Origin of the sequence: Pseudomonas sp. lyk4-TYG-107, assembly GCF_030209055.1 — a bacterium.
GTDB lineage: Bacteria > Pseudomonadota > Gammaproteobacteria > Pseudomonadales > Pseudomonadaceae > Aquipseudomonas > Aquipseudomonas putida_A.
The window spans coordinates 185955-209252 of sequence record NZ_JARVST010000004.1 but is presented as its reverse complement, the minus strand read 5'-3'; the positions used below and the strand labels follow the sequence as shown (position 1 = coordinate 209252).

Here is a 23298-nt window from a genome sequence, read left to right as displayed (position 1 = left end):
TTCACAGTGATGATGTCGATCCAGCGACGACAGACAGATCTCAATCCCCGTTCAAGCCTTGTTACAAGGCGCTTCGGGAACCTCGGTATCCATACATGATCGACTATGCTTGAGCAGCGAAGGGAAACGGAAGTGGTTCAACACCCCATGGATATCAAATTCACCCACCGGCTGTCATACAAGCAAGCCAGATTCACGGTGCTGGTCGGGTTCGTTCTGGGCACGCTGCTCAGCCTGCTGCAAATCGGCATCGATTATGCCAGCGAAGACGCCTCCATCAACCGTGAAATCCTGTCTTTGCTGGAAATCAGCCACAATCCGGCGTCGCGAATCGCCTACAACATCGATGCGGAACTGGCGCAGGAACTGACCCTGGGCCTGTTGCGTTCGCCGGCGATCATCTCGGCGCAACTGACCGACAACAACGGCAACGTCCTGGCCAACGTCAAGCGCCCGGAGCTGCAAAGCGGTTACCGGGTGATCAGCGACTTTCTGTTCGGTGCCAAGCGCCAGTTCGAAGACCGCCTATACCTCGACCACCTGCCCGAGGAATCACTGGGCACGCTGAGCCTGGAGGTCGATACCTACGCGTTCGGCAGCCGGTTTCTGCGCCGCGCCGAAGTCACCCTGCTCAACGGCTTTGCCCGCAGCCTGATTCTCACCGGGATCCTGTTGGCGCTGTTCTACGTGATGCTGACCAAGCCATTGGTGCGCCTGATCCGGGAACTCAGCGCGCGTGACGCACGCAGTGCAGAACCGACGACCCTGGAATGTCCGGCCGGCCACGCCAATGACGAGATCGGCGTACTGGTCAAAGTCGCCAACCAGCAGTTCGACAATATCGCCACGGAGATCCAGCAACGGCGCAACGCGGAAAACCGCCTCACCGATTACCTCGGACAACTGGAGCACATCGTCTCGGCCCGCACTGCCGAGCTCAAGGCCATCAACACCCGGCTCAGCCAGTCCAACGAAGAACTGGAAGTCGCTCGCAGCACCGCACTGGACATGGCCGAAGCGCGCTCGGCATTCCTCGCCAACATGAGCCACGAGATCCGCACCCCGCTCAACGGCCTGCTGGGGATGATCGCATTGTCCCTCGATGGGCCGCTGAATGCCGAGCAGCAACAGCAACTGTCGATTGCCCATGACTCGGGCAAGGTGCTGGTGGAACTGCTCAACGATATTCTCGACCTGTCCAAGTTCGATGCGGGGCAACTGGAGCTCGAACACATCCCGTTCGACCTCGGCTCACTGATCGAGGACACCGCCAACCTGCTGTCGCAGAACGCTGCGCCGAGCGTCGAGCTGACCTGCCTGATCGACCCGCACTTTCCCGCGCTGGTGCTGGGGGATCCGACCCGGGTACGGCAAATCGTCAGCAACCTGCTGTCCAATGCCCTGAAGTTCACCCGCTTCGGCCGGGTCGATGTGCGCCTGTCCGCCCACAAGGACGGGGTGCGCATCGAAGTCTGCGACACCGGCATTGGCATCGCTCAGGATGCCCAGGTGAAAATCTTCCAGCCGTTCACCCAGGCCGGTGCCGGCATCACCCGGCAGTACGGCGGCACCGGTCTCGGTCTGGCGTTGACCTACAACCTGTGCGAGGCCATGCAAGGCCGATTGACCATCAGTTCCGAGGCCGGTTTCGGCAGTCAGTTCTGTGCCGACCTGCCACTGCTGTGTCACACCCGGGCGGTCATGCCGCCGCCACTGCACGGCAAGGTGCTGGCGATCACGGCCGCCAGCAGCGGGCTGGCGGAACTGCTCAAGACATTGCTGCCGGTGTGGGGCGTGAGCTATGAACAGCGCACCATGGATGACCCGTTGCTGGGCCTGGCACCCGATCTGCTGATCACCGATTGCCCGGAATGCCTGTTCAGTCTGCGCCCGACCATCAGCGCACCGATCCTCGTCGTAACCGCTTATGGCAGTTTCATGCCCGGCGAAGAAGCCGCCGCGCTGGCGCCATTGCAGCAACAAGCCCGACCGCTGGCACGCAACGCGCTGTACCAGATCCTGCGGCGCATTCTGCTGGCCGATGTCACCACGAGCAACGATGCGCGCCTCGAGAGCCAGCCGGTCCGGCGGCGCGGAAAGGTGCTGCTGGTGGAGGACAATCCGGTCAATCAACTGGTGGCCAAAGGCATGCTCGGCAAGCTCGGTTGCGACGTGGTGGTCGCCGCCCACGGTGCCGAGGCGCTGGATCAACTGGAGCACGATGAGTTCGATCTGGTGCTGATGGACTGCAACATGCCGGTGATGGACGGCTACGAAGCGAGCCGGCAGATCCGCCAGAGCGGGCGCTGGCCGCACCTGCCGATCGTCGCACTGACCGCCAACGCCATGTCCGAAGAACGCGAGCGCTGCCGTGCGGCCGGCATGAGCGATTACCTGGCCAAGCCGTTCCGCCGCGAAGAGCTGGCGGCCCTGCTCGACCAGTGGATGCCGGCTACGTCAGCGCTTTGATCTGCCCCAGCAGGTGATCGAGGCCATTGCGCAAATCGTTGAGCCGATCAAGATCCACCCCGCTGTCGCACAACAACCGGGCCTTGAGCGGCCCGACCTGCTCGCGCAGCGCTTGGCCTTGCGCGGTCAGGCTCAGATGCACTTCACGCTCGTCGCGCGCCGAACGCTGGCGTTGCACCCACTGCAATTGTTCAAGACGCTTGAGCAACGGCGTCAGGGTGCCGGAGTCCAGCGCCAGGCGCTCGCCCAACGCCTTGACCGTCGGTTGCTCCGGTGCACTGTCCTGCCACTCCCACAGCACCAGCATCGCCAGGTACTGCGGGTAGGTCAGGCCGAGTTGATCGAGCATCGGCTTGTAAGCGCGAATCACCGCCCGGGACGCGGCGTACAACTTGAAGCACAACTGACTGTCGAGCTTCAGCGAATCGTCGGGCAGGCTGTTCATTTGAGCAGGGCTTCGATCTCGCCGCTGATGTCCTGCGGCTTGGTGGTCGGGGCGAAACGCTTGACCAGTTGCCCATCCTTGCCGATCAGGAACTTGGTGAAGTTCCACTTGATGCCCTCGGAGCCGAGCAAACCCGGAGCGCGCTTTTTCAACTGCACGAACAGCGGATGCGCATCAGACCCGTTGACGTCGATCTTCTTGAACAGCGGGAAACTCACGCCGTAGTTCAGCTCACAGAACTCGCTGATCGCCCCCTCGTTACCCGGCTCCTGCTTGCCAAACTGATTGCACGGAAACCCCAGCACCACCAGGCCCTGATCCTTATAGGTCTGCCACAGCTCTTCCAGGCCTTTGTATTGAGGGGTGAAGCCGCATTTGCTGGCGGTGTTGACCACCAACACCGCTTTGCCGGCAAAATCGGCCAGGGTCTTTTGCTCACCCTTGATGGTGGTGACAGGGATATTCAGCAGGTTGTCGCTCATGGGTCGGCTCCGCGGGTTATCGGGAAAGGCCAAACATAGCGAGCAATTAAATTGTGCGCAATTTAATTATCCGAAAGGCGACCCGCAGGTCGCCTGTCCGCTTACTCGCGCGGCTCGAGATTCAGGCACACCGAGTTGATGCAATAACGCAAGCCAGTCGGTGGCGGGCCATCGGGGAACACGTGGCCCAGATGCGCGTCGCAGCGGGCGCATTTGACCTCGGTGCGGATCATGCCGTGGCTGGTATCGCGGATCTCGGTCATGGCGCTTTCGCCGATCGGCGCGTAGAAGCTCGGCCAGCCGCAGCCGGAATCGAATTTGGTCGTGGAGTCGAACAGCGGCTCATTGCAGCAGACGCAGTGATAGACACCGTCGGTTTTGGTGTCGTTGTATTTGCCGGAAAACGGCCGTTCGGTCGCACTGAGACGGCACACGTTGTACTGCTCGGGGTCGAGCATCGCCCGCCATTCTTCCAGGGTTTTTTCCAACTTTTCCATCATCACACCTCAGCGGCTGAAAAAGCCCGATCTGTACCTTTTCCACGGATCGGGTGGCACGTATGATTGCGCCTCGTCACACGCCAGTCTGGCAGCCAGACCGGGCGCATTCAAACGGATTCTCGGCGCCATGGCGCAAGACTCCGCCTGTGCGAAGACGCAGGAATCCCAGTACGGTTGGCCATCCGCCGTCTGGATCGTTCATTTTCGGGATCACATCGCCATGCAGTTCAGCAAATCGAACAAGCTCGCCAACGTCTGCTACGACATTCGCGGCCCGGTGCTCAAGCACGCCAAACGTCTGGAGGAGGAAGGCCAGCGCATCCTCAAGCTGAACATCGGCAACCCGGCGCCGTTTGGTTTCGAAGCGCCGGACGAAATTCTTCAGGATGTGATCCGCAACCTGCCGACCGCCCAAGGCTACAGCGACTCCAAAGGCCTGTTCAGTGCCCGTAAAGCGGTGATGCAGTACTACCAGCAAAAAAATGTCGAAGGTGTCGGCATCGAAGACATCTACCTGGGCAACGGCGTGTCCGAGCTGATCGTGATGTCGTTGCAGGCGCTGCTCAACAACGGTGACGAAGTGCTGGTGCCGGCACCGGACTACCCGCTGTGGACCGCCGCCGTGAGCCTGGCCGGCGGTAACGCCGTGCACTACCTGTGCGACGAGGGTGCCGACTGGTTCCCTGATCTGGCCGACATCAAGGCCAAGATCACCCCGAACACCAAGGCCATGGTGATCATCAACCCGAACAACCCGACTGGCGCGGTGTATTCGAAGGAAGTGCTGCTGGGCATGCTGGAAATCGCCCGCGCGCACAACCTGGTGGTGTTCTCCGACGAGATCTACGACAAGATCCTCTACGACGACGCCGTGCACATCTGCACCGCTTCGCTGGCGCCCGATCTGCTGTGCCTGACCTTCAACGGCCTGTCGAAATCCTATCGCGTGGCGGGTTTCCGCTCCGGCTGGATCGCCATCTCCGGGCCGAAACACAATGCCCAGAGCTACATCGAAGGCATCGACATGCTGGCCAACATGCGCCTGTGTGCCAATGTCCCGAGTCAGCATGCGATTCAGACCGCCCTCGGCGGCTATCAGAGCATCAATGACCTGGTGCTGCCGCAGGGCCGGCTGCTGGAGCAGCGCAACCGTACCTGGGAGCTGCTCAACGACATTCCGGGCGTCAGCTGCGTCAAGCCGATGGGCGCGCTGTATGCGTTCCCGCGGATCGACCCGAAAGTCTGCCCGATCCACAACGACGAAAAATTCGTCCTCGACCTGCTGCTCTCCGAGAAGCTGCTGGTGGTGCAAGGCACGGCCTTCAACTGGCCGTGGCCGGATCACTTCCGCGTGGTGACCCTGCCCCGCGTCGACGATCTGGAAATGGCCATCGGCCGCATCGGCAACTTCCTCAAGTCCTACCGCCAGTAACCGGTCAACGGTGCGCAACGGCCCGAACGTTGCGCACTGTCTGATTCAGCAACACTTCTGCTCTCCCCGCCTCGCTGCGCCTTCTACACTTGCGATTCATAGGGCCCACCCGCCTCTGGCGCAGTGGCGGCGGGTAGCGGCCGGCTGTAATCCCTTTCGGTTTTGGCCGTGGGCAATGACCTGCAGACTCGGGAAGTCGCTGTAGGACACAGTTTGAAATAGTCACTCGGTTGAATCACCCGGTGCCGCACCTTATATACCCCGCAGTACGCTACATCTTTAGCTTGAGGAGATTTCTACAACCATGATGCGCATCCTGCTGTTTTTGGCCACTAACCTGGCGGTCGTGCTGATAGCCAGCATCACCCTGAGCCTGTTCGGCTTCAACGGGTTCATGGCGGCCAACGGGGTTGATCTCAACCTCAGTCAGCTGCTGGTTTTCTGTGCGGTCTTTGGTTTCGCCGGTTCACTGTTCTCGCTGTTCATCTCCAAGTGGATGGCGAAGATGAGCACCAGCACCCAGATCATCAGCCAGCCACGTACCCGGCATGAGCAATGGCTGCTGCAAACCGTCGAGCAACTGTCCCGCGAAGCCGGGATCAAGATGCCCGAAGTCGGTATTTTCCCGGCCTACGAAGCAAACGCCTTCGCCACTGGCTGGAACAAGAACGACGCGCTGGTCGCGGTCAGTCAGGGCCTGCTCGAGCGCTTTTCGCCAGATGAAGTGAAAGCCGTTCTGGCCCACGAAATCGGTCACGTGGCCAACGGTGACATGGTCACCCTGGCGCTGATACAGGGCGTGGTGAACACCTTTGTGATGTTCTTCGCGCGGATCATCGGCAACTTCGTCGACAAGGTGATCTTCAAGAACGAAGAAGGCCAGGGTATCGCCTACTACGTGGCGACGATCTTCGCCGAACTGGTACTGGGCATTCTCGCCAGCGCCATCGTCATGTGGTTCTCGCGCAAACGCGAATTCCGTGCCGATGAAGCCGGCGCACGTCTGGCCGGTACCAATGCGATGATCGGTGCATTGCAACGCCTGCGCGCCGAACAGGGCCTGCCGGTGCACATGCCGGACACCCTCAACGCATTCGGCATCAACGGTGGCATCAAACAAGGCTTTGCCCGCATGTTCATGAGCCACCCGCCGCTGGAAGAGCGTATCGACGCGCTGCGTCGTCGCGGTTGATCGGTTGGCGCAGTAACGAAAAGGCCCGCAGTGATGCGGGCCTTTTTCATGCTCGGGATTATGGGTTGCCTGTTCTGGCCTCATCGCTGGCAAGCCAGCTCCCACAGGGTTTTGTGGTGTTCTCTGGATTTCTGATTCAACACGGATCACTGTGGGAGCTGGCTTGCCAGCGATGAGGCCGTTAATGCCGATACAAAACTATTGGCCAGAAACCCGATAAGCCCGCTCCTCCAACCGTGTCACGCCCGCCTGCAGGAACCTGACACTCTCCGCCAGCACATCCTGTTCTTCAAGCACCTGCACCTGCCAGACTTCGCCCAGCAACCGCTGCACTTCATCATCCGCCACTGCAAACGGGGGCCCTGGCATTTGCACCTGATCGTAATCCAGGGTGATCAACAACCCTTGCACACTTTGCGGCAGGATCTGCTGCAAATGCGCCGCATAGCGCTCACGCATCGGAGCCGGCAAGGCAATCAGCGCTGCCCGGTCGTACAACGCCGCGCAATCCGCTACATCGTCGGCTGTCAGCGCAAAGAAATCACCGCACCACAACTCGATGGAATCGGCGCGATAGACCTTGAACGGCCCCTTGGCACTGACCTGCGGCTTTACCTGATGTTCACTGAAAAAATCCTCGACGGCCTTCAGCGACAGCTCGACTCCGAGCACCAGATGCCCGCGCCCGGCCAGCCACAGCAGATCCAGGCTTTTCCCGCACAGCGGCACCAGCACCCGGGTCTGGGCCGGGATCGCCAGTTGCGGCCAGTGCCGCTGCAAATACGGGTTCACCTCAGACAAATGAAAGCCGATCTGATTGGATTCCCACTTCTTGTGCCAAAACTCAGGCTGCATGCATCACCCCAAAAAATTCGATCAAAAGGCGTTAAAACTTATATTAGATTTAGATCAATGATCTGACTGAAGATGAGGCCATCTTACCGCTCAGGAACCTTTCCATGTTTCCCAGCCTGTTTATCTCCCACGGCTCACCGATGCTGGCCCTGGAACCCGGTGCCAGTGGCCCGGCGCTGACGCGTCTGGCGGCCGAACTGCCGCGGCCTAAAGCCATCGTGATCGTCTCTGCCCACTGGGAAAGCCAGGAACTGCTGGTCAGCAGCAATCCTCGTCCGGAAACCTGGCATGACTTCGGCGGCTTCCCGCGTGCCCTTTTCGAGGTGCAGTACCCGGCACCGGGTAATCCGCAACTGGCAGCCGAAGTGGCTGAATTGCTTGACGCCGCGCATCTGCCGGCACGCCTCGATCCGCAACGACCGTTCGATCACGGCGTCTGGGTGCCGCTGTCGCTGATGTACCCGCAGGCGGATATTCCGGTGGTGCAGGTGTCGCTGCCGAGTCGCGGCGGCCCGGTGTTGCAAACCCGTGTCGGACAAGCGCTGGCGAGTCTGCGCGAGCAGGGCATTCTGCTGATCGGCTCCGGCAGCATCACCCACAACCTGCGCGAACTGGACTGGCACGCCGGCCCGGAAAGCGTCGAGCTGTGGGCACGTGACTTCCGTGACTGGATGATCGACAAGCTGGCGGCCGACGATGAGGCGGCACTGCACGATTATCGTCAGCAGGCGCCCAATGCGGTGCGCAGCCATCCGAGTGACGAGCATTTGCTGCCGCTGTATTTTGCCCGTGGTGCGGGAGGTGAGTTCCGCGTAGCGCATAAAGGCTTCACGATGGGTGCACTGGGTATGGATATCTATCGCTTCGGCTGACGTCATCGCTGGCAAGCCAGCTCCCACAGGGTTGTGGGGCGAGGCAAAAAGCAGGCAAAAAAAATCCCCGAACCAGTCGGGGATTTTTCATGTTCGATCAATCAGCCCAAGGGCGGATCAATCTTCGCGATAGCGACGCAGTTTCAGCTGCTTGCCAGCGACGCGAGTATCCTTCAGCTTGGTCAGGAGTTTGTCCAGACCATCTTCCGGCAGCTCGACGAGGCTGAAGCTGTCACGCACCTGGATGCGACCAATTGCTTCGCGAGCCAGACCACCTTCGTTGAGGATGGCGCCCAGCAGGTTCTTGGCGGCGATACCGTCACGCGCACCCAGCGCGGTACGGCAACGGGCACGGCCTTCGCCCAGAGGCATTGGCGCGCGACGCTCGCGATCACCACGCTCAGGACGATCACCGGAACGCTCAGGACGGTCGCCACGCGGTGCATTGTTCGGCACCAGTGGGCGTTCCTTCTCGATCGCCGCCAGGTTCAGCGCTTGACCGTTGGTAGCCTTGCGCAGCAGAGCTGCAGCCAGGGCACGCGGGGTGCAACCGATGTCAGCGGTCAGGCGATCCAGCAGTTCGCCGTGAGTCGACTCAGCATCAGCGACCAGCGGCGACAGGCTGTTGGTCAGTTTCTTGATGCGTGCATCGAGAACGGCCTGAGCGTCCGGCAGACGCACTTCGGCAACCTTCTGACCGGTGACACGCTCGATCACTTGCAGCATGCGGCGCTCACGCGGAGTCACCAGCAGCAGTGCGCGACCTTCGCGACCGGCACGGCCGGTACGGCCGATACGGTGCACGTAGGATTCCGGGTCGTACGGCATGTCCACGTTGAATACGTGGGTGATGCGCGGAACGTCCAGACCACGGGCAGCCACGTCGGTCGCGACAACGATGTCCAGGCGGCCATCTTTCAGCGAGTCGATGACGCGTTCACGCTGGTTCTGGGCGATGTCACCGTTCAGCGCAGCGGCCTTGTAGCCTTTGGCGTCGAGGGCACTGGCCAGATCCAGGGTCGCTTGCTTGGTGCGCACGAACATGATCAGCGCGTCGAAGTCTTCCACTTCCAGCAAGCTGAGAACGGCGGAGGTCTTCTGGTCAGCGTGAACCAACAGGTGAGCCTGTTCGATCGCGGTAACGGTCTGGGTCTTGCTCTGGATCTTCACGTGCTTCGGATCGCGCAGGTGGCGCTCGGCGATGGCACGGATCGACTGCGGCAGGGTTGCCGAGAACAATACGGTCTGACGGGTTTCCGGCATGGCCTTGAAGATCACTTCCAGGTCGTCCATAAAACCGAGTTTGAGCATTTCGTCTGCTTCGTCCAGAACCAGGTGGTTCACGGTAGCGAGGACTTTTTCGTCGCGACGCAGGTGGTCGCACAGACGGCCCGGAGTGGCGACAACGATCTGTGCGCCATTACGGATTGCTTTCAATTGTGGGCCCATCGGCGCGCCGCCGTAGACAGCCACAACAGTTACGCCCGGCATTTGCTTGGCGTAAGTTTCGAAAGCGGTTGCAACTTGTAGCGCCAACTCACGAGTTGGGGCCAGGATCAGAGCTTGCGGCTCGCGCTTGGACGGATCAATGCGGTGCAGGATAGGCAGGGCAAAGGCAGCGGTTTTACCGGTACCGGTTTGCGCCTGACCAATCATATCGTGACCGGCGAGGATGATCGGGATCGACTGCTGCTGAATGGCCGAAGGCTCTTCATAGCCGGTAGCGACTACTGCAGCGACAATATTGGGATGAAGTTCAAGAGCGGCGAAGCCGCCGATTTCCTGGGTCATGGGTCTGCCTCTAAGTGCATCCGCAAAGACCCATGCTCCAAAGCTGCACATGCCGTGTTGAGACTCAAGAGTCGCCCTGGCAGCTTTGTCGGCGGGGATTTGCGAAAACGTATGAATGAAAAAGAATCGTCAAGGAAGAGCCCGCAGTGCGGACATGCAGCCGAAGCTGACTTCGGGGAATTGCGCTACCTAAACGCGGCCCGGTTAAAGGCCGGCGCGCACTATACCGGAATTTGCCCAAAAAGGGAGCTTTTTTTATCGCCTGAATCGGTGTGTCACCGCTGTGTAACGGGGTTTTGCGGATAATCGTGCAAAGGTCTATTTTGGAAAGGCCCGGCCCTGCGGGTGATGACGCTTAAACGATTCATCGATGTGCGGCATACCGTCGCTGCACCCGCCCTTCCCGCCCGAGGATTTCTCCATGAATCAGCCCTGCCCCGGCCGCGTCAGCCGTGAACGTCGAGGTCATATCCACTTGATCGGCCTTGACCGGGCCGCCAAACGCAACGCCTTCGACCTCGATCTGCTCAATGACTTGAGCCTGGCCTACGGCGAGTTCGAGGCCGACAGCGAGGCGCGAGTGGCGGTGGTGTTCGGGCATGGCGAACACTTTACCGCCGGTCTGGATCTGCTCAACGCCAGCGCCGCCCTCGCCGAAGGCTGGCAGGTTCCGACCGGTGGTTGCGACCCATGGGGTGTTTTCGTTGGTCCACGGGTCAGCAAACCGGTAATTGTCGCCGCGCAAGGCTACTGCCTGACCATCGGTATCGAGTTGATGCTGGCCGCGGATATCAACCTGTGCGCGAGCAATACCCGCTTCGCGCAAATGGAAGTGCAGCGGGGGATCTTTCCGTTTGGGGGCGCGACATTGCGCTTTCACCAGGTGGCTGGTTGGGGCAACGCGATGCGCTGGTTGCTGACCGGCGATGAGTTTGATGCCCACGATGCGTTGCGTCTGGGTTTGGTGCAGGAAGTGATGGCCAGTGAGGATCTGTTGCCGCGGGCGATCGAACTGGCCGAACGGATTGCCCGGCAGGCACCGTTGGGGGTGCAGGCAACGCTGATGTCGGCGCGCCAGGCGCGGTATGAAGGCGAGACGGCGGCGGCGCAGGGATTGCCGGCACTGGTGAAGAAGTTGCTGGGGAGTGAGGATGCCAAGGAGGGGGTGCGGTCGTTGGTGGAGCGGCGCCCGGGCATCTTCAAAGGGATCTGAAATATTCGCGGGTTATCAGGCCCTCTTCGCGAGCAGGCTCGCTCCCACAGAAAATTGTGTGAGTGCCACAGGACCCATGTGGGAGCGAGCCTGCTCGCGAAGGGGCCATCACTGGCAACTCAAGTCGCCGGGCGAATCGCCTTGATCAACGACTGCAGCGAATAACCCAGCCGTGGCGCCAGCACTTCGGCGCGGGCGGTCAGCGCCTGCATGTCCAGCTCCTGATCGAGATCCGCCGGCACAATCAGAATCACATTGCCCTCCTTCACCGGCAGCTCCCAGTAATGCCGGTGATAAAGCCCGCGCAACAACGCCGCGCCCAACGGTTTGCCGTCATCGGTGGCCCACTGGTTGATCACCAGCCAGCCGCCCGGGTTCAGACGCTTCTGACAGTCGCCGAGAAAACTCCAGGCCAGGTGCCCGACACCCGGGCCGACATCGGTGTAAAGATCGACAAAGATCAGATCCGCAGGCTCGGCCGTCGGCAGCAACTCCAGCGCATCGCCGACCCGAATGTACAAGCGCGGATCGTCATCCAGCCCCAGGTACTCGATCGCCAGACGCGGCACGTCCGGGCGCAGTTCGATGGCTTCGACGTCTTCCAGCGGCAGGAACTTGAGGCAGGCCTGGGTCAGCGTGCCGGCACCGAGGCCGAGAAACAGCGCGCTCTCCGGTTGCTCATGGCACAACGCGCCAATCAGCATCGCCCGGGTGTAGTCATATTCGAGCCAGCTCGGATCGGCGGTGAACACGCAGCTCTGCTCGATGGCATCGCCAAATTCCAGAAAGCGGTAATCGGCCACTTCCAGCACGCGAATCACGCCGAACTCATCCTGTACCTCGGCGAGCAACAGCTCGACGCGCTCCTCAGTCATTTCGTCTCCTGATGGTCACCGGGCGCGGTGACGCGATGGCACCGCTGCGGCGCCGTGGCAAAGCGGCGATTGTCGGTGATGGGGCGGGAGCAGGTCACGCACTAATTGCTGCTACCATGGGCTTCCCGTGCGTAGAACCAATTAGAGACCGTGATGAGCCAACCGTGGAGCCCTGACAGCTGGCGCGCCCTGCCGATCCAGCAACAACCCCAATACCCTGACGCGGCGCATCTGCGCCAGGTCGAGCAGACCCTGGCCAGTTATCCGCCGCTGGTGTTTGCCGGCGAAGCACGCGAGCTGCGCCGTCAATTTGCCGAAGTGACTCAGGGCCGGGCGTTCCTGCTGCAGGGCGGCGATTGCGCGGAAAGCTTTGCCGAGTTCTCGGCGGCGAAGATTCGCGACACGTTCAAAGTATTGCTGCAAATGGCGATCGTCATGACCTTCGCCGCCGGTTGCCCGGTGGTCAAGGTCGGGCGCATGGCCGGCCAGTTCGCCAAGCCGCGCTCGGCCAACGATGAAACTATCGACGGCGTGACCCTGCCGGCCTACCGTGGCGACATCGTCAACGGTATCGGCTTCGACGAAAAGAGCCGCGTGCCGGATCCGGAGCGCCTGCTGCAGTCGTACCACCAGTCCACCGCCACCCTGAACCTGTTGCGCGCCTTCGCCCAGGGCGGTTTTGCCGATTTGCATCAAGTGCACAAGTGGAACCTGGACTTCATCGCCAACTCGGCACTGGCCGAGAAGTACAGCCACCTCGCCGACCGCATCGATGAAACCCTGGCGTTCATGCGCGCCTGTGGCATGGACAGCTCGCCGCAACTGCGCGAAACCAGTTTCTTCACTGCCCACGAAGCGCTGCTGCTGAACTACGAAGAAGCCTTCGTGCGTCGCGACAGCCTGACCAACGATTACTACGATTGCTCGGCGCACATGCTGTGGATCGGCGACCGCACCCGTCAGCTCGACGGCGCTCACGTCGAATTTCTGCGCGGAGTGAACAACCCGATCGGGGTGAAAGTCGGCCCGAGCATGAACCCGGATGATCTGATCCGCCTGATCGACGCGCTCAACCCGGACAACGATCCGGGGCGCCTGAACCTGATTGCGCGGATGGGTGCGAACAAGGTCGGCGATCACCTGCCGGCGCTGATCCGCGCGGTGCAGCGTGAGGGCAAGCAAGTGCTGTGGAGCTCCGACCCGATGCATGGCAACACCATCAAGGCCAGCAGCGGCTACAAGACCCGCGACTTCGCGCAGATCCTGGGTGAGGTGAAGCAGTTCTTCCAGGTGCACGAAGCCGAAGGCACTTATGCTGGCGGGATTCATATCGAGATGACCGGGCAGAATGTCACCGAGTGCATCGGTGGTGCGCGGCCAATCACTGAAGACGGGTTGTCGGATCGTTATCACACCCACTGTGACCCGCGGATGAATGCCGATCAGTCGCTGGAACTGGCGTTTTTGATCGCGGAAACCCTGAAACAAGTCCGCCGCTGAATCAGTCAGATTTTTAGCGTCTGGCAGGCCGCCTTCGCGAGCAAGCCCGCTCCCACACTGGATCTGTGTCGTACACAAAACCCATGTGGGAGCGAGCCTGCTCGCGAAGAGGCCCGCTCAGTCACAGCCGATCTGCGCCAACGCCACCCGCAACCGCCCCGCACTCTCGCGCTGACAATTAAGCTGCACTCGCGCAAGCCCCAGCCAATCGGCCATCTGCCGCAAATTCAACGCCAGCGCCAGCATCCCCTCTTCGTCCAGCCCCGGCTCTTCCTCGTGCACTGCATGCACCGCCAATCGTCCCGACGCCCGCTCGGCGCGCAGATCGACCCGCGCGGCAATCCGCTCGTTGTGCAGAAACGGCAACACGTAATAGCCGTAGACCCGCTTGTCCTGCGGCGTATAGATCTCCAGCCGATAACGAAAATCGAACAAGCGCTCGGTGCGACTGCGCTCCCAGATCAGCGAATCGAACGGTGACAACAGCGCACTGGCGATGACTTTACGTGGGACTTTCGGCTGCGGCAGGCAGTAGGCGATCTGTCGCCAGCCAGCGACTTCGCAGGTCTGCAATTGCCCGTCCTCGACCAGCTCCGCCAGACGCGGTCGCGCATCGCCAGGGTTCAAGCGGAAATAATCGCGCAGATCCTTTTCCGTGCCGACGCCCAGTGCCTGGGCCGCGTGCAGCAGCAAACCACGTTGTGCTTCGGCTTCATCCGGCAACGGCTGCTGCAGAATCGATGTCGGGATCACCCGCTCCGGCAAATCATACAAACGCTCAAAACCGCGGCGGCCGGCGACGGTCACTTCACCGGCGGCGAACAACCATTCCAGCGCATGCTTTTCCGCGCTCCAGTCCCACCATTGCCCGGCCTTGTCCTCGCGGGTCGACAGACTGCCGGCGCCCAATGCACCGCGCGCCTCAACCGCGCTTAAAACCCGGCGCACGACGTCCTGCTGCTCAAGACCAAACTTCGCCAGTTGCTGATAGATGTCTCTGCCAGTTCTGGCCCGCTGCATCCGCCACCCCATCAACGGATACATCGCCAGCGGCAGCAACGACGCTTCGTGGCCCCAGTATTCGAAGAGCGTGCGCCGACGCCCCGAACTCCAGGCAGCCTGGTCGAGCAGATCGGAAGAATAGGAACCCAGACGGGAAAACAGCGGCAGATAGTGCGAGCGCACCACGGCGTTGACGGAGTCGATCTGCAACAGCCCCAGCCGTTCGATCAGCCGGTTGAGTTGCGGCGCCTTGACGGTCGGCGGCTGGCGCCCGTTGAACCCTTGGGCAGCCAGCGCCAGACGTCGCGCCTGTTTGAGGGAAAAGGCCAGAGTCGCGGGCATGAGCATCTCCTTGTCTGCTCGCAACCTACCTCACCTGAAAGTGGTTTGTGTAGTAAGGCCCTGATCATTTATGCATCGGATCGTCCCAGAACGGCCGAATGGCCTCGTGTTCGACGTCGGCACGGCTGACCCCGATGTCCTTCAGCGCTTCGTCGCTCAGGCTGGCAAGCAACTCGCGTTCTCGGTGCAGTTCGTACCAGCGGCTAAACTTGTGCAGCAGGTCGGAAACGATATGCCCGTGGCCGGAAAATTTTGCGTCGTCTACATACTCTCTTTGACCTTTCATCGTGTTGCCCTCCTTGTGGATGGCTCAAGTCTCGCGCTGGCGCTAAGATCAATCCAACGAATGTTTCTGATGGCATTCATCACGGAGATTCATCAATTGTCGGCCTACCCCAGTATCGATACCGATGTCCTGCGCACCTTCGTCGCGATTGCCGATCAAGGCGGGTTTACCCGCGCCGGCGAGATGGTCAACCGCACGCAATCGGCGGTGAGCATGCAGATGAAGCGCCTCGAAGAAGATGTACTGCAACGCCAGCTATTCGAGCGCGACGGCCGCCAGGTACGCCTGACTGCCGAAGGCCAGGTATTGCTGGGTTACGCGCGGCGCATCCTGAAATTGCACAGCGAAGTGTTCAACACGCTGCGCGAGCCGCACATGGTCGGCACCGTGCGCATCGGTACGCCGGATGATTACGTGATGCGGTTTCTGCCGGGGATCCTCTCGCGGTTCGCTCAGTTTTACCCGCTGATCCAGATCGAAGTGCATTGCGAGTCCAGCAAACAACTGTTGCAGCGCACCGATCTGGACCTGTCGATTGTCACCCGCGAGCCGGGCAACGAGATCGGTCAGTTGCTGCGCAAGGAGCGTTTCGTCTGGGCCGAGGCGCAGAATTTCAGCGCCCACGAGCAGACGCCGTTGCCGCTGGCGATGTTCAACAGTGATTGTTTCTGCCGTTTGTGGGCGTGCAATGCGCTGGACGCGATGGGCCGCGACTACCGCATCGCCTACAACAGCACCAGCCTGTCGGCGCTGATGGCGGTGGTGAGCGCGGGTCTGGCGATCACCGCGCAACTGGAGAGCCTGATCACCCCGGACATGCGCATTCTCGGCGCCGCCGAGGATCTGCCGCTGTTGCCCGAGGCCAGCATCATGCTGATCCGCAACCTGAACAATCCGTCGCCGATCACCGAATGCCTGGCCGAACACATCGTCGAAGGCTTCAAACTTTAAACGCGAGCATCACCGCGCACAGCACCAGAAAACCGCAGAACAGCCCGCGCAGGAGCCTTTCCGGCATGGCGTGGGCGACTTTCACCCCCCAACTGATGCTGGCCAGACCGCCGATGGCCAGCGGCAGGCCGATCATCCAGTCCACTTCGTGATGCACCGCGTAGGTCACCAGGGTCACGCCGGTGCTTGGCAACGCCAGAGCCAGCGACAGGCCTTGAGCAACCACTTGGCTGGTGCCGAACAGACTGGTCAGTACTGGCGTCGCCACCACGGCCCCGCCGACACCGAACAGACCGCCCATGGTCCCGGACGCTGCGCCCAAAACACCCAGCCATGGCCATGAGTAACGCATCTCGGAGGTCACGGCGGTTTTCTTGCCGAACATCTTCAGCAGGTTGTACGCCGAGAGCACCACAAGGAACGCGACAAAACCGATGCGCATGGTTTGCGCATCGATGCCCACCGCCCAGATCGAACCGATCCACGCAAAGCAAAAACCCATGACCGCCAGCGGCAGCGCATGACGCAATTCGATGCGATTGCGCTGATGATAGCGCCACAGCGCCAGCATCACGTTGGGCACCACCATCACCAGCGCCGTGCCTTGGGCGATCTGCTGATCAAGGCCAAACCATACGCCCAGCAGCGGGATGGCGATCAAACCACCGCCGATGCCGAAGATCCCGCCCAATGTGCCAAGGGCGGCGCCAAACAGCAGGTACAACAAAAACTCGATCACAACGATTTCCTCATCCGTCAGGCGATTCATCCTACCCAGTCGAGGCTGGCGGGGAAACGCACAGCAACGCACAATGGCTATGCCAATTTCGCACAAGCACCGAAACACTCATGAATCCCAATCAGTTGACCGAACAGCTCGGGCTGTTTCTCGATGTGCTGGAAAGCGGCAGTTTTTCTGCGGCTTCCCGTCGTCATCCGCTGACGCCTTCCGCCGTGGCGCGGCGCATCGACAGCCTGGAAAGCGCGGTTGGCAGCCAGTTGTTCATTCGCAGCACCCACGCCGTGCGGGCGACCCCGGCGGGTCTGGCGTTTGCCGAGCGAGCACGGCGCATCGTCAGCGAACTGCAACTGGCCCGCGCCGAGGCGGTGTCGTTGAGCAGTGCGCCGGAAGGCTTGATCCGCATCGATGCCCCGGCCGCTTTTGGTCGCCGCCATCTCGCGCCGGTCATCGCTGACTTTCTGGTGCTGTACCCGGGCCTCGACGTGCAGTTGCACCTGATCGACAGCTTCATCGACATGCACGGCTCGAATCTGGGCAAAGTCGATCTGGTGCTGCGCGCCGGGCAAATGGCCGATACGCGGCTGGTCGCCACGCCCCTGGCGAGCATGGTACGCATTGCCTGCGCCAGCCCCGACTACCTGAAACGCCGTGGCGCACCGCGCCATCCCGCGCAGTTGAGTGAACATGACGGGCTGGATTGGGAAGGTCTCGCCCCGCCCTTCGCCTGGCGCTTCGAACTGGACGGGCAAATGCAACTGCATCGCCCCGCGCGCATCCGCATGAGCGCCAACAATGCCGAAGCGCTGGTGTGCGGTGCTCTGGCCGGGCTGGGCATCGCGCATTTGCCGACCTGGCTGGCCAGCGAATACCTGCTGCGCGGCGAACTGCTGCCGCTGTTCTGCGAGAACGGCCTGCCGCAACCGGAAAGCACCGGCATCTATGCGCTGCGCATGGAACAGCAGACCCACTCGCGCAGCCGTCTGCTTTTGGAATACCTCAAGACCCGCTTCAGCCCGGTGCCACCGTGGGATCTGGCGCTGCAACGCGAGCTGGGCCGACACTAGATCCTGGATAATTATCTGGCGCATTAAACATTCGGGCGCTAGATTCAAGCCCATCACCGAACAAGGCTTTGCCATGACCACCGAACGCGACACCTGCGACGACCTGCTGCTCGACAATCAGGCGTGCTTCGCCCTGCATTCCACTTCACTGATGATGACCAAGGTCTACAAGCCGCTGCTGCAAGCGCTGGGCCTGACCTACCCGCAGTATCTGGCGATGATGGTGCTGTGGGAAAAGGATGGTTTGACCGTGGGCGAAATCAGCACGCGGTTGCTGACCGATCCAGGCTCGCTGACACCCCTGCTCAAACGGCTGGAAGGTGAAGGCTTGCTCAGCCGCACGCGCAGTCGTGAAGATGAGCGTGTGGTGATTGTCGAGTTGACCGAGCAAGGTCGAGCACTGCGCGACAAGGCGCAAACCATTCCACAATGCATCCTCGGCGCCAGTGGTTTCACCCTCGAACGCCTGCAGAAGCTTCAATCTGAGTTGCAAGCCCTGCGCAACCATCTGCAAAACAGTTTGGCCTGAGCCCGCCACTGTAGGAGTGAGCCCGCTCGCGATAGCGGTGAACGCGCCGCCATCGTGTTGACTGCTGCATCGCTATCGCGAGCAGGCTCACTCCTACAGGTAATCTCGTTGTCTGAAAAATATTTTTCCACGCCTGACCTTCCCGCCATCCTCTCTAAACCGCGCCTTCCAGGCTAACCAAACGAACCAGTCCTTCGTCGAAGCGCATATTTTTCAGAAAATTATCTTGCGCACTAAACATTAGCGAGCTACATTCCTATCGCACTTACTTAGCGCGCAAACAATTAGCGCAAAAACAGACACCCAACGAGGCCCACACCATGCAAACTCTCTACACTGCAATCGCAACCTCCACTGGCGGCCGTGATGGTCGTGCGATCTCCAGCGACAACATCCTCGACGTCAAACTCGCCACCCCGAAAGAACTCGGCGGTGCCGGCGGCGCAGCGACCAACCCTGAGCAACTGTTCGCTGCCGGTTACTCGGCCTGCTTCATCGGCGCACTGAAATTCGTCGCCAGCCAGACCAAACGCAAAATCCCCGACGATGCCTCGATCACTGCTCATGTCGGTATCGGCCAGATCCCTGGCGGCTTCGGTCTGGACATTGACCTGCACATCAGCCTGCCGGGTCTGGAACAAGCCGACGCGCAGACACTGGTCGACGCGGCGCACCAGGTCTGCCCGTACTCCAACGCCACCCGTGGCAACGTCGACGTGCGTCTGCACGTCACCGTTTAAGCACTGACGCCCCAGGCCCGAACAGGAAATGAACATGAACACTTTCAGCAAAGTCTTGACCGGTACCCTTCTCGCCCTGTCCATCCACAGTGCGTTCGCCGGTGATGTCGAACACAACACTCAGGCCTTTCTCGATGTGTTGAATGCCGGCACCGGCAAGCCGATAGAACAGCTGACACCCAAAGACGCCCGCGCCGTGCTGGTCGGCGCGCAGTCGGGGGTCAAGCTGACGCTGCCCAAAGCAGACGTCAGCGAGAAGACCATTCAGGTCAATGGCCAACCGTTGCAGCTGACCATCGTCCGGCCGGCCGGGGTCAAGGGCGAGCTGCCGGTGTTCATGTTCTTCCATGGTGGCGGCTGGGTACTGGGCGATTTCCCGACCCACGAACGGCTGGTGCGCGATCTGGTGGTCGGTTCGGGCGCGGCGGCAGTCTTCGTCAATTACACGCCGTCTCCGGAAGCGCATTACCCGGTGGCGATCAACCAGGCCTACGCCGCGACAAAGTGGGTCGCCGAGCACGGTAAAGAGATCAATGTCGACGGCCAGCGTCTGGCCGTGGCGGGCAACAGTGTCGGCGGTAACATGGCGGCCGTGGTGGCGCTGATGGCCAAAGACCAAGGCACCCCGGCGATCAGATTCCAGGTACTGCTGTGGCCTGTGACGGACGCCAGTTTCGACACGGGCTCGTATAACCAATACGCCGAAGGGCACTTCCTCACACGCAACATGATGAAGTGGTTCTGGGACAACTACACCACCGATGCCAAACAGCGTAACGAGATCTATGCCTCGCCGTTGCGAGCAACCACCGCGCAATTGAAGGGCCTGCCGCCAGCACTGGTGCAGACCGCCAGCGCCGATGTATTGCGTGATGAAGGTGAAGCGTACGCACGCAAACTCGACGAGGCGGGTGTAGCGGTAACGTCGGTACGGTACAACGGCATGATTCACGATTACGGCTTGCTCAACGTGGTCAGCCAGGTGCCGGCGGTGCGTTCGGCGATGTTGCAGGCGTCTGAGGAACTCAAGCAACACTTGAAGTAACCACCATCCCATTGTGGGAGCGAGCCTGCTCGCGAAAGCGGTGTGTCATCCGGTTGTGTGCTGACTGACAGAACGCATTCGCGAGCAGGCTCGCTCCCACAGGGGACAGGCGTGAAGCGCAAAACGCAGACACAAAAAAGCCCGACCAATGGTCGGGCTTTTTCTTTCCGTAAAAAGCAGTGCTTATTTGGCACGGCCTTTGTAGGAACCGCCTTCGCGGGTATCGATCTCGATCATGTCGCCGATTTCGATGAAGTCAGCAACCGACAGCTCGGTACCGTTCTTCAGTTTGGCAGGCTTCATCACCTTGCCGGAAGTGTCACCGCGAGCGGAACCTTCGGTGTAGTCAACCTGACGCACGATGGTGGTCGGCAGTTCTACGGAAACCAGACGCTCTTCGAAGAACACGGCTTCGCAAACGTCGGTCATGCCTTCTTCAACGAAAGGCAGAACGCTTTCGATGTCTTCGGCGTTCAGTTCGTACATGGTGTAGTCAGTGGTGTCCATGAACGTGTAGGTGTCGCCGCTGATGAAGGACAGGGTCGCTTCTTTGCGGTCGAGGATCACGTCGTCCAGCTTGTCGTCCGCACCGTAAACGGTTTCGGTCTTGTAACCGGTCAGCAGGTTCTTCAGCTTGGTCTTCATGATCGCGCTGTTACGGCCCGACTTGGTGAATTCAGCTTTCTGAACCAGCCAAGGATCGTTGTCGATACGGATCACGGTACCGGGTTTGAGTTCTTTACCAGTTTTCATTGCGAATATCCGAATTTGGATGGGATTTACAAAAATCTAGGCCGCGTATCATATCCAATTTAGGTAAAACTGTACCAGCGCCGTGGCAAGATCCGCCTGCAAGCCTTGTTCCAGACACCATTGCTCGGCGTTTTCCTGCAGTTCTGGCCAGTGTTTACGGACCTGGAGCCAGTGCTCGCCGATCGGTTTCCCGGCACTCCAGGCCCGCCACAGACCGCTCATCGCCTCGGCAGCGGCCGGGGAAAGCCCTTTGGTGTAGAGCGCGAGAAAGGCATCGAGCTTGTCGAGGTGAATGTCTTCGTCCTGCTGATAGATGTGCCAGAGCATCGGTCGCCCGGCCCACTGTGCACGGACGAACGAGTCTTCACCGCGCACCGCGTTGAAGTCGCAGCACCACAGCAACTGATCGTATTGATCCTGACGGACGAACGGCAGCACCTGCACCGTCAGCGCCTGACGCACGTCCAGATCGCCGACAGCCAATGCATCGACCCCGAGCCAGTGCGCAACATCACCGAGAATCCGCCCTTCCGGCACCAGCAGATGGGTCGGAGTGCTATCGGCCGCCAACGCATCCAGCCAACTGGCCAGCCCGGCATTTTCGTAGGCAAACAACGAGATCAGCTGTGCGTCAGCTGCGCGATCTACGCCCAGGCCGTGCAGGAATTGTCGCTGCGCAGCCGCGTCCTGCTGAAATCGCCGACGCCGCTCAAGCAGACCGTTTTCACGCAGCAAGCCGCCCGTCCCCGGTTGAAATCCGGGAAAGAAAAAGAATTTCTGTACCGACTTGTACTTCACCGACGGCAAACCGTGACAACCGGTGACCCAGTCTTCGGCGCTGAGGTAATCGAGGTTCATCCACAGCGGTGGCTGTTGCCGCTCGGCCATGGCGTCCATGTACGCCGATGGCAGCTGACAGGCAAATGCGGCGATCACCACGTCCGCCGCCTCCGTCTGCGGCCAGTCGCTCGGCCAATGCCGCACCTCGACGCCCTGCTGCGATTGCTGCGCCAGGTGGATGTCGATCTCGGGGCAGATACGTTCGAAGGCACGCAGGTCATCGACCCACAAGCGCACCGCCAGTCCATGTTCGGCCACCAGTTGCCGGGCCAGACGCCAGGTCACGCCGATGTCGCCATAATTGTCGACCACGGTGCAAAAAATATCCCAGCGGGTTTTCGATACCGGCATGCAAAGACTCCCGTTGGCAAAAGCGCTGATTGTCCGCATAAATGACCTCGCGCAGAAGAGCCGACGGCGATTAATCTTCGTGCGACAATCGCCACTTGCCCGCAATCATCCGCCAGGAGGCAGCCATGCCCTATCGTCCCAACCCGCGTCGTCCGTTGCCTGTTCAGCTTAGCGCGCTGCAACTGACCGGCAGCATTGCCCTGGGCATGTGGCTGGGCTTTCTGGCCATCGCCCTGACCTGCTGGCTGCTCTCGCGCCTGGTGTTCACCGAACAACTGGCGCCTGTCGCTCAGGCGGTGCAGCAACTGGCCAAGCCGCCAGCGGCCGTCCAGGTACAACCGGACATTCCGCCACAGAGCCCGCTGTTCGAGCAGTACGAAGAAAACCTGCGCAAGAACGAGCAGCAGGCACGTCTGGATCAGGCTCGCGGCAGCAGTCGCAACCAGTCGAATCCCAAGTGCCAGTTCTGGCTGCAACAGGACCAGACCGCGCCGAGCGAAAAGAGCCGCGCCAACGTTTTGCAATTCTGCGATTGATCATGAACAAGCACACCGTCCACCAACTGATCCTCGACAAACTGCGCGTCGACCTCGACATCGCCGAGCGCGCCGCGCAGACCGCTTACGAAACCGCGACCCACGAAGAGAACATCGCCGAGAACAAATACGACACGCTCGGGCTTGAGGCTTCCTATCTGGCGGCGGGTCAGGCGAAACGGGTCGAGGAAATCCGCCAGTCACTGGCGCTGTGCCAGAACCTGACACTGCGTGCCTATGACGAAAATCGCGGCATCGAGATCGGCGCCCTGCTCGGTCTGGAGGACGAAAAGGGTCGCGAGCAATGGCTGTTTCTGGCCCCGGATGCGGCGGGCCTGAAAGTCGATGTGGTGGGTCAGCCGATTACCGTCATCACCCCGCGCTCGCCGCTGGGCAAAAGCCTGCTGGGCAAGTTCGAGGGCGATGAAGTGGAGATCCTGGTGGCGGGCACCCGGCAACAGTTTGCTGTCACCGAGGTGCTTTGAGGCAGG

Annotated in this window: 24 protein-coding genes; 13 read left to right on the top strand and 11 right to left on the bottom strand. The window is 60.8% G+C overall.

All coding sequences use genetic code 11. The features are described 5' to 3' along the window. Nucleotides 1-147: 147 nt before the first annotated feature. Nucleotides 148-2469 carry a hybrid sensor histidine kinase/response regulator gene (locus QRN61_RS04980; protein WP_027613433.1) on the top strand — a complete coding sequence of 774 codons (2322 nt, stop codon included), beginning with the start codon at nucleotides 148-150 and terminating at the stop codon, nucleotides 2467-2469. Here the strand turns inward: QRN61_RS04980 and QRN61_RS04975 are convergent. The 3 genes from QRN61_RS04975 to msrB form a co-directional block, all read right to left on the bottom strand. Beyond that, complete coding sequence (locus QRN61_RS04975; protein ID WP_027613434.1) at nucleotides 2453-2914, bottom strand: MarR family winged helix-turn-helix transcriptional regulator; 462 nt, start codon at nucleotides 2912-2914, stop codon at nucleotides 2453-2455. The two genes, QRN61_RS04980 and QRN61_RS04975, sit on opposite strands and share 17 nt — an antisense overlap. Beyond that, nucleotides 2911-3396, bottom strand: coding sequence for a glutathione peroxidase (locus tag QRN61_RS04970; RefSeq protein ID WP_027613435.1), 486 nt, complete (start codon nucleotides 3394-3396; stop codon nucleotides 2911-2913). Before QRN61_RS04970 ends, QRN61_RS04975 begins: the two co-directional genes overlap by 4 nt. 101 nt (nucleotides 3397-3497) lie before the next feature. Further along, nucleotides 3498-3893 carry a peptide-methionine (R)-S-oxide reductase MsrB gene (gene msrB / locus QRN61_RS04965; protein ID WP_027613436.1) on the bottom strand — a complete coding sequence of 132 codons (396 nt, stop codon included), beginning with the start codon at nucleotides 3891-3893 and terminating at the stop codon, nucleotides 3498-3500. A 223-nt stretch (nucleotides 3894-4116) separates the two neighbouring features. Between msrB and QRN61_RS04960 the strand changes: the two genes are divergently transcribed. Together QRN61_RS04960 and htpX are read left to right on the top strand one after the other, a co-directional pair. Further along, a complete protein-coding gene (locus tag QRN61_RS04960; protein ID WP_003226761.1) occupies nucleotides 4117-5328 on the top strand; it encodes a pyridoxal phosphate-dependent aminotransferase in 1212 nt (403 codons plus the stop codon). A 304-nt stretch (nucleotides 5329-5632) separates the two neighbouring features. Continuing rightward, entirely contained in the window at nucleotides 5633-6520 is an 888-nt protein-coding gene (htpX, locus tag QRN61_RS04955) for a protease HtpX (RefSeq protein ID WP_007964827.1), read from the top strand. Nucleotides 6521-6718: 198 nt separating this feature from the next. Here the strand turns inward: htpX and QRN61_RS04950 are convergent, their stop codons facing one another. Then, nucleotides 6719-7375: a thiopurine S-methyltransferase gene (locus QRN61_RS04950; RefSeq protein WP_285373354.1), complete on the bottom strand. Its 657-nt coding sequence runs from the start codon at nucleotides 7373-7375 to the stop codon at nucleotides 6719-6721. Between the two features lie 104 nt (nucleotides 7376-7479). On the opposite strand from QRN61_RS04950, the gene QRN61_RS04945 reads away from it, so the two are divergent. After that, the gene (locus QRN61_RS04945; RefSeq protein WP_285373353.1) at nucleotides 7480-8247 is read left to right on the top strand and encodes a DODA-type extradiol aromatic ring-opening family dioxygenase; all 768 of its coding nucleotides are present in this window, start codon (nucleotides 7480-7482) and stop codon (nucleotides 8245-8247) included. A gap of 117 nt (nucleotides 8248-8364) precedes the next feature. On the opposite strand, the gene QRN61_RS04940 is transcribed toward QRN61_RS04945, so the two are convergent. Beyond that, nucleotides 8365-10038, bottom strand: a complete 1674-nt coding sequence (locus QRN61_RS04940) for a DEAD/DEAH box helicase (protein WP_027613439.1) — start codon at nucleotides 10036-10038, stop codon at nucleotides 8365-8367. Between the two features lie 421 nt (nucleotides 10039-10459). Here QRN61_RS04940 and QRN61_RS04935 point away from each other — a divergent pair, with 421 nt between their 5' ends. After that, on the top strand, nucleotides 10460-11251 hold the full coding sequence (locus QRN61_RS04935; protein WP_210558371.1) for a crotonase/enoyl-CoA hydratase family protein: 792 nt from the start codon (nucleotides 10460-10462) through the stop codon (nucleotides 11249-11251). 119 nt (nucleotides 11252-11370) lie between these two features. Here the strand turns inward: QRN61_RS04935 and QRN61_RS04930 are convergent, their stop codons facing one another. After that, nucleotides 11371-12126 (bottom strand): spermidine synthase, encoded by a 756-nt coding sequence (locus QRN61_RS04930; protein WP_027613441.1) that lies wholly within the window; start codon nucleotides 12124-12126, stop codon nucleotides 11371-11373. A 153-nt stretch (nucleotides 12127-12279) separates the two neighbouring features. On the opposite strand from QRN61_RS04930, the gene QRN61_RS04925 reads away from it, so the two are divergent. After that, a complete protein-coding gene (locus tag QRN61_RS04925; RefSeq protein WP_027613442.1) occupies nucleotides 12280-13626 on the top strand; it encodes a class II 3-deoxy-7-phosphoheptulonate synthase in 1347 nt (448 codons plus the stop codon). A 117-nt stretch (nucleotides 13627-13743) separates the two neighbouring features. On the opposite strand, the gene QRN61_RS04920 is transcribed toward QRN61_RS04925, so the two are convergent. Both QRN61_RS04920 and QRN61_RS04915 read right to left on the bottom strand, forming a co-directional pair. After that, a complete protein-coding gene (locus QRN61_RS04920; RefSeq protein WP_027613443.1) occupies nucleotides 13744-14970 on the bottom strand; it encodes a winged helix-turn-helix domain-containing protein in 1227 nt (408 codons plus the stop codon). 64 nt (nucleotides 14971-15034) lie between these two features. Next, nucleotides 15035-15256: a DUF1127 domain-containing protein gene (locus tag QRN61_RS04915; protein WP_097088306.1), complete on the bottom strand. Its 222-nt coding sequence runs from the start codon at nucleotides 15254-15256 to the stop codon at nucleotides 15035-15037. A gap of 96 nt (nucleotides 15257-15352) precedes the next feature. Between QRN61_RS04915 and QRN61_RS04910 the strand changes: the two genes are divergently transcribed. Continuing rightward, nucleotides 15353-16207 (top strand): LysR substrate-binding domain-containing protein, encoded by an 855-nt coding sequence (locus QRN61_RS04910; protein ID WP_025113145.1) that lies wholly within the window; start codon nucleotides 15353-15355, stop codon nucleotides 16205-16207. On the opposite strand, the gene QRN61_RS04905 is transcribed toward QRN61_RS04910, so the two are convergent. Beyond that, nucleotides 16197-16946, bottom strand: a complete 750-nt coding sequence (locus tag QRN61_RS04905; protein WP_027613445.1) for a sulfite exporter TauE/SafE family protein — start codon at nucleotides 16944-16946, stop codon at nucleotides 16197-16199. The genes QRN61_RS04910 and QRN61_RS04905 overlap by 11 nt on opposite strands. Before the next feature lie 110 nt (nucleotides 16947-17056). Here QRN61_RS04905 and QRN61_RS04900 point away from each other — a divergent pair, with 110 nt between their 5' ends. The 4 genes from QRN61_RS04900 (at nucleotide 17057) to QRN61_RS04885 (ending at nucleotide 20327) form a co-directional block, all read left to right on the top strand. After that, nucleotides 17057-18013, top strand: a complete 957-nt coding sequence (locus QRN61_RS04900; protein WP_096794959.1) for a LysR family transcriptional regulator — start codon at nucleotides 17057-17059, stop codon at nucleotides 18011-18013. A 73-nt stretch (nucleotides 18014-18086) separates the two neighbouring features. After that, nucleotides 18087-18542 carry a MarR family winged helix-turn-helix transcriptional regulator gene (locus tag QRN61_RS04895; RefSeq protein WP_103368328.1) on the top strand — a complete coding sequence of 152 codons (456 nt, stop codon included), beginning with the start codon at nucleotides 18087-18089 and terminating at the stop codon, nucleotides 18540-18542. 320 nt (nucleotides 18543-18862) lie between these two features. After that, nucleotides 18863-19282, top strand: coding sequence for an organic hydroperoxide resistance protein (locus tag QRN61_RS04890; protein WP_027613448.1), 420 nt, complete (start codon nucleotides 18863-18865; stop codon nucleotides 19280-19282). Between the two features lie 34 nt (nucleotides 19283-19316). Further along, nucleotides 19317-20327, top strand: coding sequence for an alpha/beta hydrolase (locus QRN61_RS04885; protein ID WP_095137300.1), 1011 nt, complete (start codon nucleotides 19317-19319; stop codon nucleotides 20325-20327). Nucleotides 20328-20510: 183 nt separating this feature from the next. Here QRN61_RS04885 and QRN61_RS04880 read toward each other — a convergent pair whose 3' ends face one another. Both QRN61_RS04880 and earP read right to left on the bottom strand, forming a co-directional pair. Then, nucleotides 20511-21080: an elongation factor P gene (locus QRN61_RS04880; protein ID WP_003226785.1), complete on the bottom strand. Its 570-nt coding sequence runs from the start codon at nucleotides 21078-21080 to the stop codon at nucleotides 20511-20513. Nucleotides 21081-21128: 48 nt separating this feature from the next. Further along, nucleotides 21129-22271 carry an elongation factor P maturation arginine rhamnosyltransferase EarP gene (gene earP / locus QRN61_RS04875; RefSeq protein WP_285373352.1) on the bottom strand — a complete coding sequence of 381 codons (1143 nt, stop codon included), beginning with the start codon at nucleotides 22269-22271 and terminating at the stop codon, nucleotides 21129-21131. A gap of 125 nt (nucleotides 22272-22396) precedes the next feature. Here earP and QRN61_RS04870 point away from each other — a divergent pair, with 125 nt between their 5' ends. Both QRN61_RS04870 and QRN61_RS04865 read left to right on the top strand, forming a co-directional pair. After that, nucleotides 22397-22807 (top strand): hypothetical protein, encoded by a 411-nt coding sequence (locus QRN61_RS04870; protein WP_115984010.1) that lies wholly within the window; start codon nucleotides 22397-22399, stop codon nucleotides 22805-22807. Between the two features lie 2 nt (nucleotides 22808-22809). After that, on the top strand, nucleotides 22810-23292 hold the full coding sequence (locus QRN61_RS04865) for a GreA/GreB family elongation factor (RefSeq protein WP_003226791.1): 483 nt from the start codon (nucleotides 22810-22812) through the stop codon (nucleotides 23290-23292). Nucleotides 23293-23298: the final 6 nt, after the last annotated feature.